Here is a 14,614-nt window from a genome sequence, read left to right on the forward strand (position 1 = left end):
AAATAACTAACGCTTATATTTTGATAGTTTGAGCCAGCAAGGTCAAACAGCCGTCAATCGAGTTCACATTGGTGATTTATGCTAAGAACCAACTGATTCCGACTCAACAATGCCCTCTATATCGTGGCGATTAATTAATAATACCCCGGTACTTTGCGCCAATGCTTGTGCTTTTTGATACATCTGACTGATAATATCAAGCTGCTGATCCTGTGGTGAGACAAACACATCCTCTAAATACCACACAGGCGCCAGTCGTAATGAAGAAAACGACGGATACAGTTGAATAAAACCCATCATTTTATCTTCTTTGAACGACACAAAAATCATCGAATCATTTTCAGCCAAGCGATGTTTCAAAAAAGCATGGCAGGCACGATAGTCTGAGGCTTGGTGTAATTGCTGCCGATATTGATCAAATAGCAGGCTCAGCGGTTCTAAATCTATGCTCGAAGCAAGACGAATTTGCATTTGTCATCCTTGAAAATTGAGGTTAAATCCGCGCATGGATACTGCAGATATTATGCTAAATAAATGATGCCATCACGCCATAAGGGCCAAGGATAACATCCCGCTATAACGACTTAACACTCCTAGTTAAAGTCAGATACGAAAATAAGTTAACAATAAGATAAAATAAAACCTATTAATTACATAAACTTAAATATAACGCTACCATCAATAAACCTAAATGTAAATTAATCAGTTTTGCGGCCAAAATAATGATTTGCAAAGATAGTTTTTTTGCTAAAATAGGTACCTGTTACCATTGTTTTTATCAAGACTACTTCATATGACCCCGTTTTTAGCTCAGTTGCGCTCAGCGGTTAAACCGCGCTCTCGTATTCAAAAATTAACCCTTTATGGATTAACAATTTACCTATTGTCTTGCGCTGTACTCGGTGGATTAATTCCGTATATTGCCAAACAACAAGCACCAGAGATATTAGCCGAGCAATTAGGTAGAGACGTTAGTCTACAAGACATTAGTATCAATCCTTTTACGCTAGAACTAACGGTATCGGGTTTGGTTATCAATGAAGCTAATAGTCAGCAAACCTTTGCATCACTAGCCACGCTGTATGGCAACATTCAATTGTGGCAATCCATCACATCTTGGACATTAGTGATTGAAGATATCCGTCTAGCACAACCCACTATCCGAGTGTCGCTTACTCAAACCGATGATCAACAGGTTGTATTTAACTTTAGTGATATTATCAAGCGCCTAGGTAAAGACACTCAATCAACACCAGCCAATACTGCACCGACAAGTCTACCGGCGATAAACATCGGTAAAATTGAGCTGCTACAAGGTGTGTTCACCTTAGATGACAACGTCACCGATACTCATATCAACTACCCAAATATCAATCTGTCATTGACACAATTTAGCAGCTTGAGTACCGCGTTAGAGGATAAACAAGACCAGGTTAATCGCTATAATCTGAGCATAGAAGATCAATTTAACGGCTCGGTGGCACTGCAAGGACAATTTCAATTATCGCCATTAGCAATACAAGGTGATCTCGACGCTGCTGGCGTTGATTTATCTCGTTATTGGACTTTTGTTGATCAACTGTTTGCGATTAACTTATCTGAAGGCATGCTCAGCGTAAACGGCCAGTACACTGTGACGTTACAAGATAAAAACTTAGCCCCAATAAGCCACATTAATGTCACCAAAGCGCAGATAGTGATTAACCGTTTTAAAGCGCTACATCAGCAAGATGAAAAAATCGCCATTGATGTGTTAGCGTTAAAAAATATCAATGTAGATAGCCAGAAAAAACTTGTTAGCATTGATGAGTTTCATACTGAAAATGGTAAAATCAAACTCAACATCACCCCTAAAGGAGCTGATTTAGTCGCGTTACTGTTACCTCAAAATACTCAACTTCTCGACGATGCTGCTTCGAGCCAAACTGATACTAATGACACCACAGATACCACAGAGGTTGCAAATGTCTCAAATATCACTGACGCCAGCATAGAGGCAGAGTCTGACATAACCACTGAACAAGTCACCCAAACACCTGACGCTATTGTGACCCAAGCACCGCAAACAAACGCAGGTTCACCCCGCCCGTCACAAACTGAAATGACAAGCCAAAATGTTGATCCTAATACTGCTGATAAGGTTGATTCTCCATGGTTAGTCAATTTACATAAAATCACTGTGGCACAGTACCAAGTAGACCTTGGGGAAGGCATTGCCAGTGATAACATCATCCTTTGGCAACTCGGTCCCATTGATGTCTCAACCGGCTTGGTAAAATCTGATTTATCCACCCCTATTGATTACCAATTCTCGACTGGCATCAATGCGCAAAGCCTATTAACGTCGACAGGGCAAGTCGATGCATTAGCACAAACGATTAATGCTGATATCGATTTTAGTAATATGTTGCTGTCACGCTTGCAACCCTATATCGCACCATACATTAATATCACAGTAGAAGACGGGGTATTTTCCACTAAAGGTAATTTACATGCCGATGCTAAAGATACCCTCACCTACACAGGCAGCGCTAACATCAACCAGCTGCACATTAACGATAATGTGCTAAATAAACCATTGCTGACATGGGAAACCATGGACATCAACCAGTTATCGTTTGATCGCCAACAAGCTATCATTGACATCGATGAAATAAACTTCGATAAACTCTTTAGTCGCATCATTATTTCACCCGATCGCGGCACTAATATCAGCCAGCTGATCCACACAAAAAAAGCCACAACCGATCCCGTGGAGATAAAGCAAGCTGTTGATAGCGTTGATCCGAGCAAATTGATAGTCGATCAGCGCAAAGCTGATGCCTCAACACTGAATTCATCAGCAGGCAGTGAACCGCCAATGACAGATTCACCGCAAATGCAATTCAACATTAATAAAATAGGCATTAAAGACAGCTCAGCTTTTTTTGCGGATAACTCATTAACACCTAATTTTGCTTCAGGCATAGAAATGCTCAATGGCCAAATTAGCCATCTTTCATCGAAACCACAGACCACGGCATCGGTTGATTTGGTGGGTAAAATCGATAGATATGCTCCGGTGACGTTAAAAGGTGAGATAAATCCGTTACTCGACCAACCGTATCTTGATCTTAACTTGAATTTTGACAACGTAGAGTTAACCTCGGTCAATCCCTATTCAAGTACTTATGCTGGCTATTACATAGATAAAGGCCAATTGTCATTAGACCTAAACTACCAACTTAAAAACACTGCATTAGTTGGCAGTAATCACGTCGTCATTGATCAACTTAAACTGGGCAAACCCAGCAATAGCAGTTTAGCAACCAGTCTACCGGTGACGTTGGCGGTGGCATTATTGCAAGATCGCCACGGTGTGATTGATTTGGGCGTTGATGTCTCAGGGGACCTTGATTCTCCCAACTTCAGCTTTGGAAGCATAATCGTGAATGCTTTGGGTAATATTATTACCAAAGCCGTGACCTCACCCTTTTCATTCTTAGCAGGCCTTGTGGATGGTGATGAGGAAATGGATAAAATCAGTTTTGATTACGGACTCAGCAGTCTTTCACTTAAACAAAAAAATACCCTCGACAAACTGGCTAAAGCATTAATAGACAGACCGCTGCTGAATCTCAATATTAAAGGCAGTATTGACTTAATTAACGATAAACAAGCGTTAGCTGAAATCAAACTGCATAAACAACTGGCTATAACAGCAGGGATAAAATTTAACGCGTTACCAAAAAGTTTATCTGCCAGCCAGTTCCCTGCAACAGGGCCATCAGCTGATGCACTGTATCAATTAGTTGAGCAAGAATTGTCGCAGCCACCATTAGCGATAAAACAATCTTTACAACAAGAAACTCCAGAGCTGACAGAAGTAGAGCTCGTTACTCGCTGGCACATTGGCTTATACAATATGCTTAAAAACCACCAGCAGATCACTACAGATGAATTTGGCCAATTAGCACAACAGCGGGCCAGCGCAGTTAAAGCGTATTTAATTGATCAAGCAGGCATTGATGCGGGAAAAGTTTTTGTACTAGAAAGCCGCATCAACACCGTAGAAGATGCCGCTGAAGCATTGCTTGAACTACAAGTAAATTAACCCGTCATAGCTATTAACGGCTCTCGACATCGGGTAGACTGCGCATACATTGTAAACGAGGAATAACAGGCGTTTGCAATCATGCCGTATCATTAATATTGTTAAGATTGAGGTTTTATATGTTTATCGTTCGCTGGATTTTAGGTCGAATTATTTTGTTGTTAAATTTTGTGTTTGCTCCTAAAAAGCGCCAACGTCCGCAAGATCAACAAGTCATTGTCGATCAACAGACTCAATCGCTGGCATTGTATCAATACGCCGCCTGCCCTTTTTGTGTCAAAGTTCGTCGTGAAATGCGTCGTCAAAACTTAACCATTAACTTAGTTGATGCCAAACAAGATGAGCACAAAAGCGTGCTAACCGAGCAAGGTGGCAAACTCAAAGTCCCTTGTCTACGTATCGAGCAAGATGGCAAAACCCAATGGCTATATGAATCAAAAGCCATTATGAGCTACCTCAACGAGCGTTTTGCGTAAACCACAATTCGTATTATTTCGCCACAGTTTAGCTTAATGCTGTGGCTAACAGATTGCTGTATATATTCTTTTGTTTTTTAGACCATTGTTGTATCAATAAATGGTTGATAATTATCTTCTGCAGCTTTTTCCAGATATCATTTAGGATAAAAAACTGATGAGGTTATGTGTGTCAAAAATCGGCTTAATCATTTGTAGCGCCATACTTCTAAGCGCCTGTAGCACCAGCGAACCAGACCCAATGGACTATGTTGGCCAGTTTCGCGACGCATTCAGCACGCAAATTAAAGGTAAAGGGATTAAGTTATTTGTCTATAAAGCCAAATTAGCTACCGCCCTTGATCGTAGCATTCCCGGTGATGCTCCTCGAGATAGAGTCATTCGCCGCAGTAAACAAGATGCCCAAAGCTATCAAATAGAACTACGTAAAGCTGAAAATCGCCTAGAACTGTGGCATCAACAAATCGATCTTGGCCTTAAAAAAACCATCGAAATGAACGGTTATTGTAAAGCCGGATTTATCGAATTAAGTCGTTATGTTGAAACTGAACGCGGTGAAATTCGTGGCGAATGTAACGATGGTGCTACCGCTGAAGATATCAAAAAATTCGGGGTTTAATGAGTAAACCCCGTTCGGGATACTAAACGGTTGTTAATCAGGTAAAATATTCTGATATTTACCGCTTTATCTCATCTTTTAACCCGAGTTGAGGTAATTTAGCTGATGATGTTTTACCTGACTTGAAAGACTAATACTGTCGCTGACGGATAAAACACTATATCCAGCTAAGCAATTAAGCTAAAATAGCATCCAAATTTTCTCGTGATGTTGCCGTTGGCTCTAAGACCAGTGTCATCACGCTTTGATAAGCTGTTTATCATCAAAAATGATATCAATAGCTTGTCGTTTACAAAGTAAGAAATCAGATGAATAGAAAGCAAGAGATGATCAAAAAGCTGGCTAAACGTGCCAAGGCTCGCCAAAACAAAGTGGTGCCGTCTAACCCTAGCAGCAAGGCTGTTGAGCGTTATATCTCTAAAGCTGAACGCGAAAAAATTGCGGTAACAGAAGCCGCAGAACAAGCCGCAGCAACAGAGACCAGCAACACTGAAACTGATAAAGACTAACGCCGCCTCACAAGGGTGTTAGTGACAAAAAGCCCCTATTATGTTGGCCTTAGCCAATATAATAGGGGCTTTTTATTGCCTGTTAAATAGGTATTCATGATGTGTTAAATGCTGATTAGATCAATTAGTTTTATCGGCGCTCGTTTTGTCAGTATTGGTTTCGTCAGCAATAGTGTCATCGGCATTATCTTGTTGCGCAAATTGCTTACAAAAGGGCTCTTCATCCAATTGGGCCATCTGAGTGCGTCCTGGCATAGGTGATGGTGCTGCAACCATATCAATGTTTATCGCATCGTCTTCTAACAGTTGTTGGTTGGCACCAGCCGGCAACAAACCTTGGCGACTAATTTTGTCGACTAATCGGTATGCACAGAAAATACCTATCACACCGAAGATAATCGCTCCAATAACCTGGCCAATTAATACCCCAAACACGCCGCCCCACTGCGCGCCAAAATAGACAAAGGGTATGGTGCCGACGGTTGCTTTACCGACGTTAAAAAAGGTGGAATATTTGGCCTTACCTAAATTATTAAATGAGGCGTTGGCAATAAACAGAATTCCCGAAAAGATAAAGAACACGGCAATGTACTGACAGAAAAATAAAATAAGCTCTGCCGCATCACCTTTCATAGCAAAGCTGCTAATAATGACATTGCGTAATAGATACAGTCCAAGTGACATCACCAGCACATAAACCACACAAAATTGAATCGCTTTGGTCAAACTCAATCTAACTCGCTCAATTTCATTGGCACCAAAGTTTTGCCCCACAATCGGTCCAACGGCCCCCGACAGTGCAAAAATCATCCCAAACGATACGGGGATCAAACGACCTAATACAGCCCAACCAGCCACATAGCTATCACCAAAATCGGCGATAGCTCGCGTTACCACCGCATTACCAATGGGGGTTGCCACATTGGTCAGCATTGCCGGTGCGGCAATTGAAAAAATAGTCCCGAGGTCTTGTTTAAACTCATCAAGCGAAAACCGACCTAACAGTTTATGTTTTATCACTACGCCGCGGGCGGAGATAATAAACACAACAATACGAGCCAATACCGAAGCCGCGGCCGCGCCTTCTATCCCCATTGATAAGGAAAAAATGAAGATAGGATCTAATATGGCATTTACACCACCACCGGCGAGCGTCGACATCATCGACAATTTGGCATCGCCCACCGCGCGTAATGCACCGCCAAGTGCCATTGCTAAGCAAATAAACGGTAATGATGGCACCAGAATATATAAATAGCTTTGCGCTAATTCCGCCGTGCGCCCTGTTGCACCCACCAAGGCTAACAGTTCTGGAATAAACGCAATCACTACCGCAGCCACCAGCACACTGGTGATTAACGTCACGATGGCACTGTTTAAAAACAATCGTTTAGCTAACTTAATATTTTTAGCACCCACTGCTTTTGACACTAATGCACCCAGAGCAATAGATAAGCCGATGCCTATTGATGTGGTAAAAAAAGAAATCGTGCTGGCATAACCTGCCGCAGCGGCAAGTTCAACTTCGCCGAGCAGACTTAAAAAGAAAATATCGAGTAAGTCGACCACAAACAGTGCCGAAATCCCTACTGCAGCAGTAGAGCTCATCACTAGGATATGGCGTAAAATCGAACCCTCAACAAATTTAGCAGTGGTCATTAGTATCCTTGAGTGTAAATATATATAAGCAAACCCAAGCTCGCTTTATGGCCGATAACCCTAGAGTTTTTCCAGTTCGCTACCACAATGATTACAATATTCAGCATCGTTATCGTGGCCTTTCTTGCCACAATTACTGCATTTACGTAAATCACGGGTTCTGACCATTTCATGTGTAATTTCAGCGGTTAAAATGCCTGTTGGAATGGCAATAATCGAATAACCAATGAGCATAGTCAGTGCCGCAATCGCCTGACCTAATGGTGTTTGTGGCGTAATGTCTCCATAACCAACCGTGGTAATGGTCACCACGGTCCAATACATGGACTGAGGTATTGAAGTAAAGCCATTATTTGGGCCTTCGACTACATACATAATCACACTTAATACCATGATAATCAGGCTTACTGCGAAAAAAAACATAAACACTTTTCGACTCGACTGCATCATGGCTTTGAGTAATATATGACCATCTCTTAAATATCGAAGTAACTTTAATACCCTAAACACACGAAATAAACGCAGTACCCTTAGCGCTAACGCCACATTGGCACCTGGGAAAATCAAGTCTAAATAACTGGGTAAAATGGACACTAAATCCACTACACCAAAAAAGCTGCGTGCATAGTGTAACCGATTAAGCGAACAATAGATCCTTAATATGTACTCAACGGTAAAGATTACCGTAAAGGTCCATTCAGCAATTTGAATATAGTCACCGTACGGCGAATTAACTCGTTCTATCGTATCGATAAAAATTAATAACACACTCAGTACAATACAGACCATAAGGGCAATATCGAAGCGTTTTCCTGCTAAGGTTTCGGTACCAAAAATCACACTTCTAAGGTATTGTTTCAGTGGGCTGTCGGGTTTTTCTTCGGTATTCATCTTAATATTCACTGTCTTGGGCAATAAATTGCAAATAAACTTGGTTAACTAATATCAATTAACCCTTGTAGTCGTTAAAATCTAACATTGACTGTCGGATGTTAACATTCGAAATAAGGTCATTTTACAATAAAAATTAAAAAGGTCATTGGTTTACGGAGTTTTCATGCGCGCGTTGTACATATTATTTATAGCCTTAATTTTCTGCCCGTTATTAGCGCTTGCTTCGACAAGCCAAACAACAGCAAAAGTGGATTTAGTTGTGGTCAATAAATCCGAATCTCGTTTATCTGTGATGCGTGACGGAAAAGTGGTTAAAAGTTACCTCATTGCCATGGGCGATGTGCCCAGTGGTCATAAGCTTAAAGAAGGTGATCAACGCACTCCACAAGGCCGTTACGTTTTAGATTATAAAAAATCTGATAGTGCATTTTATAAATCGATTCATATTTCGTATCCCAATGAAGAAGATAAATTAAGGGCTGACGCATTAGGGATCCGAGCCGGTGGCATGATCATGATCCACGGTGAAAACCCTCGTTCAACGTTGCCGCCAAAAGAAGCACAAAAGTACAACTGGACCAATGGTTGCATTGCCGTCACCAACAAAGAAATGGATGAATTATGGCAAATGATTGATGCCGGTACACCGATTGAAATATGGCCATAGGCTGATTTAATCTCAACCATACCATTTTTGCTTTGTTTTTTGGGTCACAAAATGAATTACCAACACCTACAACATACTTGGGTCGACTTTGGTCAGCGCATTACGGCATTTATTGATCAGTTAGGCCTAGAGAACTTATCACTATACTGCGATCATGCCGCCTTACGAGTGAACGACAACCACATGGCGCAGTTATTAGCTGATGAATTTAGCCAACATGGCAAAATAATCTCCAATAATATCATTAACGGTCGGCCTATTTTAATCATTAAATTAACCGAGCCATTAGTTATTGGCGCAATGCACATTCAATGTGTTGAACTGCCCTTCCCATCCGACAAAGCTTATCCAGTTGAAGGCTGGGAACATGTCGAGTTAGTGTTTCCGTCACAGGCACAAACCTGTGATGAACTAGTCGCAGAGCTTATCGAAAAAGTGCCACAACTGGCTGATATTATTGCGAGTAATGATTCAGAAAACAGTGACATTAAGGTAAAGCAAAGTTCGCCAAAAGGCGATAAAGAGCGCTTAGCCAACCCAACCATAGCGTTTAAGGCCAATGGCATTTGCGTTAAAGTACACCCGCACGATATTCAAAAGATTGTTGAAAGTGAACAAGCCTGCTAAGCATAGTACTAATAACGCTTTATCTGGAAACGGCAGCACTTCCGTTGATACGATCCGTCAATATATTCAAGAGCAAGGTTAGTTTATCGATTCATCCCCGCGACTTCGCTTCGCTCTGATCACGAGGTTTTCTCTACAGATTAGATAAAACAAGCCAAACATCGATATGCCAATGCCATAACTGAGTTTGGCTTGTTTAGATCAATGACAAGAAAATAAGTAAGCAACGAACAACAGCCAACGGTGTTGTTCGTTTGATCAACTTGATACATGCTTATTTCTTAGCCGTTAATAAAAATACCGCAAACTCTCCTTGTGACTTGTGCACTACACTAGCATCAACGACTTCAACCTCTCGAAAACAAGCTTGCTTTGCTGCAAGAGCAATCGCATCTCGGTCAAAACCGAAATGGTAGACACTAGTATCTTCTGTATGGAAACTTCCATCTTCCTTGTCAAGATCAGATATAGCGATTATTCCGCCATCATTTAGCAGAGAATAGAACTTAACGAACATTGCCCCAATATCTTTCACATGATGCATTGTCATTGAAGATATAATGCCATCAAATTTATCTGTGATATCTGTAGATTCTAAATCAATGGCCAATATATCAATTTCACAACTAAGACTGACTCGCTTCTTTTCAAGCTGATCATTCATCGATTTTGAAATGTCAATAGCAGTAATTTTTCGTACAGACGGCGCAATGCGCTCAAGTAGCAATCCGGTACCTGAGCCAAAATCCATTAAGTGCATTTGTCGATCAAGGCTTACATTTTTAATGACAGCATTGGCAATGTTTTCGACATTTGAAACTCTATTATCATCGCTATCGAAAATAACTGCTTTATGCTCGAAAAAATCTCTACTCATCTTTGCTTCCTACTTCGGTAAAACGTTGAGCTCAGCCGCGATGTTGGCTACTGGATTGTTGAGGTTATCTAGACTTGTTATCGCCAATGAAGAGCGAATATATTCGTGTGATATTGAATGTCTCAGAATGATTTCGAATGTCTATAAACTAATAACATCTTTTGAATCGTTTACAGGCTCGCATTAGCATGATGTCATTGCGTTTAAAGATAACTCGCTAGTCTTTTTACTAACGAGTTTACGTAATGACGCTATGGCGCAGCAAATCCTTTTGATGCCGCCAACAATCTTGGCCATGTTTTGAGTACTACATTGGTTCACAGCCCTACGTTCAAGCTCGTTTAGGTCTTCACCTTTTACTGAGCACTGCTTACCAAATACAAACATTTATCATGGCGTTGTCGGTTTAGGCTTTAATGGCATCAGCGACTAACTTCATAGTTGACTGAAGTGAACCTGTTGCACAGATAAATAAGCCATGATGACAGAATACGCCATCTGGGATCTGTGCCACTTTTGAAAACGCTTCATCACTCAAACCAGCCCATGATGTTGGAAAATCTTTACGGTTAGAGAATTCTCCAGGAGCTGATGGAACGGTGCGGGCGTACCATTTTTCACCATTTGGAAATATTGCATAAAGTATCGTTTCATTTCCATTGCTGTTAAACAGGTGTTCTATCCACTTACAATCTTCAGGCACAATGATATATGAACGTTTTTCATTGTGAGCCACGTTAAGAGCAAGTTCCACCCCTTCCCGACTATCAATCCAGTGCTTGGCTTGTGCGATGGCAGTCTGAAGCATTAAACGAGCGCGCACTACTTCGCCCTCAAAAACGTCGTCTGTTTTAGAGTGGTCCTGAGGGTTCATCATAGAAATTGACCCCGATAGTGAGATTTCGCGCACATCAGAAAAGTCTTCAATATGATGTGTTAATGTCACTCCATTATCAATTGCATCAAACTGTCTAATCAAACGTCGACTAATCCTATCGGCAATATCAGGACAGCCACAAATCTCAGTACCATAATGAGACCAAATAAGGCCGATAGATGACATTTTTAAACCATCATCGTATGTCGGACCGTTCTTAAAATGGTGGTCATATACCTTTTCATCGTGATTGTAGTAACCACCAACATCAACGAGGTAATCGCATTTTGCCCATACTTTGGGGTCACGTGAGCGATGTATTTCATACTCCGGATGCAACATCGACAACGCCGCAATGGCAAAAACATCATCGGCATGAAATGCCCCGCTGTGTGTTCCAAATATCTTCATCAAAATAATATATCCATTTACGTTATCACCAAAGCGCGCATTATTTATACGATACTTCAGTTAAGTGTTCGAAATTATAACGTTTCACTCATCAACAAGAAAACCCATTTCTGTAAAGAAAAAGTTTGTGCCGTATAGAAAGAGTAAAATCTATTTACGAAAAAATACTGCTTTGAACACAATCATTCATTCTGCTTCGTATACATCGCTTTTTTTATATCGGCTTTTACCAGATTGGCAGCAACAATCTAGCGTTGATACTATGGCTCCTTTGATGCAAGGGCATTTAAAAAGATAGTTTATTATCCATCAATCAAGCCCCGTTGTGGCGGTGTGCTATCTTCAGGTAAAAGCGACTTAGAAACCTACCATGCTAACATGCACATAAACAAAAATGACAAAGCCGCCTATCCTACAAAGGCAATAGAGTAAAAAGGAAATAGGTTCATTTGGCTATTTGGACTTGGAAACATAGCTAAATGTGAATAGCATAATAGTCATCCGCATTTCCCTTTGTTGACAAACCATCAAAAAAGTCAATTGTGTGAATTTTTTAGGGAGCTTATATAATACATGATCCGCGAATATTTACGTTTTATAAGCCACAGCTGGCCAATTCTCATTTTTGGCGTGATGACCGTTTTCATGGGCAACTTCGGTCAGTCGTTTTTCATTAGCTGGTTCGGAGACAGCTTTAAAGAAAGTCTTGGTCTATCAGCCACAAGCTATGGAACCGCCTACTCTATGGCAACACTTGCCAGTGGCCTACTTATCATGTGGATTGGTGGGAGTATTGACAAAGTCTCGTTAGAAAAGTTTATCCTATTCTGCACAATTGGACTTTCTCTGGCAGCGCTTACGCTCTGGCAGACCAATAACCTAACAACGCTTGTTGTCGGACTTTTTCTCCTGCGTTTTTTTGGTCAGGGACTTTTTCCACACACCGCCATAACCACAATGATGAAAAGGTTTTCTTTGAATCGTGGCAAAGGTGTAAGTGTAGCAACCACAGGGGTTCCCTTAGGTGAAATCATACTGCCTTCCATTGCAGTATTTTTTATTGCACAATTCGGGTGGCAACAAAGTTGGTTGATCATAGCAGTATCAGTCCCCTTACTTTATCTTCCTCTGGCACTTTTTCTTATTAAACGTGCGAGAAATCAAAAATATGCCGAACATGATCCAACTTTAGACTGTGAACCTTCTAAACCACTCAAAGAGGATGGATCGAGAAGAACATTACTTGCCGATTATCGTTTTTGGTTGGTACTACCCACAGTCCTTGCCGCACCATTCATCGTGACAGGAATATTTATTCATCAGGGATTTTTTCTTCCTCAGATGGGCTGGACACCCATGCTTTTTGCCAATTGCTTCGTCTTTTATGGGATTGCCCATTGGCTTTCATCAATGTATACGGGCGCATTGGTTGACAGATTCAGCGGGAGACAATTGTTAAAATATTACCCAATCCCAATGCTCATGGCTTTGTTGTTGGCCTCGCAACTAACAGGCAACTGGGTTGCTTACGCGCTACTTATTTTACTCGGCATCGCCATGGGCTCCGGTAGCCCAATCATTAATGCGCTTTGGGCTGAAGTCTATGGCACCAAGTATCTTGGGAGAATACGCGCACTCATGGTCTCTCTTGGTGTGATATCGACCTCGATTTCTCCGATTTTATTTGGTTATCTCATTGATAATGGGATCACAGGCTCTCAGCTTTTTTTCTGGCTCGCCGTGTACATATTACTGGCAATGTTTTTCGCTTTTTTTTCATACTCTCACGAGAAGAAACTGAAAATTTAATTATGTAACCAACAAATAGACACCAAAAACAGTAATCACAGCCCTACAATTGCCTAATGGAAACATGCTCTTTATGAAGAAAAAATGGCCACTACCTTAAAATTATTTTCACCCTAGTTCTATCTCGCGTTGTGCCACTTTGCGTATATGGACTCCACGAGTGTTAAACATAATGAATTAATGGCCATAGGGACTTATTCACTGCAAAATTCTATTAAGTGCGTGAACCATCCCACCTCGGATCAGCATTCCAATGTCAGTCCCTCCTGAGACATCATCTGTTGGATAGAGTCGCGTTGAAGCATGGCTTGCATGTGGCGGCGTAGGTTTGGCCAGTCTTGCGCTCGACTGCCATAGCGGCTGCTCCAGTAGGCCACCATAAACAAATGAAAGTCGGCGCCGCTTAGTCTGTCACCTAGAAGCCATGGGCCTTTATTGCCCAGATCATCGTTGAGGATGCTCCAGCAGCGGCTCAGGTCCTGGGTTGCTTTATCCACCACAGAGGGCAAATCGGTATCGCCAGTGACGTAGTGCTCCGGGTGGGCCCAGCGGTTAGCCGCTTCCTGCAAGGTGTTCGACATCCAAGTGAGGTATTGGTAATAATGCCCTCGTTGCGGCGAATGCAGTGCGGGGGCCAAACCGGCATTCGGGTGCTGGTCAAGCAGGTACATCAGAATCGCCGCCGATTCATAAATGATTTCGCCCCGGTGCTGTAATGTGGGCACCTTGCCGTTCGGGTTGATCGCCAGGTACTCCGGTGTACGTTGCATTCGTTTAGCCAAATCGATCTCGATCAACTCGTAGGCCACGCCCAACTCTTCCAGTACGGCGTGAGTGGCCATGTTGGCCCCACCGCGATCCCAATACAGTGTGTAAATAATATGTCTCCTGTTGTGCAACGAAATTAACCAACTATACCACTGGGAGGCGGTTTTTATACTTCACCTTGCCGTTGGCCACCGATAATCCTCTGCCTACATCGACAGTGACTGCATCTGAGAATAAAAAACGAAGACGCTTAATGCCCCGGGGCGCCTTAAAATAGCCTCTTTTGTTGGCCTTTACTTAACGACGCGCCAAAGCACCAATTGAGACA

13 protein-coding genes are annotated in these 14,614 nt (G+C 41.8%); 7 read left to right on the forward strand and 6 right to left on the reverse strand.

The features are described 5' to 3' along the window. Positions 1-81: 81 nt before the first annotated feature. The gene (locus EGC80_RS18505) at positions 82-471 is read right to left on the reverse strand and encodes a GNAT family N-acetyltransferase (RefSeq protein WP_124011707.1); all 390 of its coding nucleotides are present in this window, start codon (positions 469-471) and stop codon (positions 82-84) included. Positions 472-793: 322 nt separating this feature from the next. On the opposite strand from EGC80_RS18505, the gene EGC80_RS18510 reads away from it, so the two are divergent. From EGC80_RS18510 to EGC80_RS18525, 4 genes are all read left to right on the forward strand, one after another. Continuing rightward, complete coding sequence (locus tag EGC80_RS18510) at positions 794-4,093, forward strand: DUF748 domain-containing protein (protein WP_124011708.1); 3,300 nt, start codon at positions 794-796, stop codon at positions 4,091-4,093. A 119-nt stretch (positions 4,094-4,212) separates the two neighbouring features. Continuing rightward, the gene (locus EGC80_RS18515; protein ID WP_124011709.1) at positions 4,213-4,569 is read left to right on the forward strand and encodes a glutaredoxin family protein; all 357 of its coding nucleotides are present in this window, start codon (positions 4,213-4,215) and stop codon (positions 4,567-4,569) included. 169 nt (positions 4,570-4,738) lie between these two features. Continuing rightward, on the forward strand, positions 4,739-5,188 hold the full coding sequence (locus EGC80_RS18520; RefSeq protein ID WP_124011710.1) for a hypothetical protein: 450 nt from the start codon (positions 4,739-4,741) through the stop codon (positions 5,186-5,188). A 308-nt stretch (positions 5,189-5,496) separates the two neighbouring features. Then, the gene (locus EGC80_RS18525) at positions 5,497-5,697 is read left to right on the forward strand and encodes a DUF2986 domain-containing protein (protein ID WP_101032009.1); all 201 of its coding nucleotides are present in this window, start codon (positions 5,497-5,499) and stop codon (positions 5,695-5,697) included. Positions 5,698-5,817: 120 nt separating this feature from the next. On the opposite strand, the gene EGC80_RS18530 is transcribed toward EGC80_RS18525, so the two are convergent. Next, positions 5,818-7,356: an MATE family efflux transporter gene (locus EGC80_RS18530; protein ID WP_124011711.1), complete on the reverse strand. Its 1,539-nt coding sequence runs from the start codon at positions 7,354-7,356 to the stop codon at positions 5,818-5,820. Positions 7,357-7,416: 60 nt separating this feature from the next. Next, the gene (locus tag EGC80_RS18535; protein WP_101032011.1) at positions 7,417-8,247 is read right to left on the reverse strand and encodes an ion transporter; all 831 of its coding nucleotides are present in this window, start codon (positions 8,245-8,247) and stop codon (positions 7,417-7,419) included. A gap of 166 nt (positions 8,248-8,413) precedes the next feature. Between EGC80_RS18535 and EGC80_RS18540 the strand changes: the two genes are divergently transcribed. Beyond that, positions 8,414-8,917, forward strand: a complete 504-nt coding sequence (locus tag EGC80_RS18540; RefSeq protein ID WP_101032012.1) for a L,D-transpeptidase family protein — start codon at positions 8,414-8,416, stop codon at positions 8,915-8,917. 51 nt (positions 8,918-8,968) lie between these two features. Then, a complete protein-coding gene (locus EGC80_RS18545) occupies positions 8,969-9,544 on the forward strand; it encodes a VOC family protein (protein WP_124011712.1) in 576 nt (191 codons plus the stop codon). 274 nt (positions 9,545-9,818) lie between these two features. On the opposite strand, the gene EGC80_RS18550 is transcribed toward EGC80_RS18545, so the two are convergent. Then, complete coding sequence (locus EGC80_RS18550; RefSeq protein WP_124011713.1) at positions 9,819-10,421, reverse strand: class I SAM-dependent DNA methyltransferase; 603 nt, start codon at positions 10,419-10,421, stop codon at positions 9,819-9,821. A 406-nt stretch (positions 10,422-10,827) separates the two neighbouring features. Further along, positions 10,828-11,709, reverse strand: coding sequence for an MYG1 family protein (locus EGC80_RS18555; RefSeq protein WP_233768666.1), 882 nt, complete (start codon positions 11,707-11,709; stop codon positions 10,828-10,830). A 573-nt stretch (positions 11,710-12,282) separates the two neighbouring features. Here EGC80_RS18555 and EGC80_RS18560 point away from each other — a divergent pair. Next, entirely contained in the window at positions 12,283-13,518 is a 1,236-nt protein-coding gene (locus tag EGC80_RS18560) for an MFS transporter (RefSeq protein WP_124011715.1), read from the forward strand. A 242-nt stretch (positions 13,519-13,760) separates the two neighbouring features. Here the strand turns inward: EGC80_RS18560 and EGC80_RS18565 are convergent, their stop codons facing one another. Beyond that, a complete protein-coding gene (locus tag EGC80_RS18565) occupies positions 13,761-14,417 on the reverse strand; it encodes a glutathione S-transferase family protein (protein WP_267898626.1) in 657 nt (218 codons plus the stop codon). Positions 14,418-14,614 lie beyond the last annotated feature (197 nt).

Source organism: Shewanella psychromarinicola (assembly GCF_003855155.1).
In the GTDB taxonomy this organism is placed as follows: Bacteria; Pseudomonadota; Gammaproteobacteria; order Enterobacterales; family Shewanellaceae; genus Shewanella; species Shewanella psychromarinicola.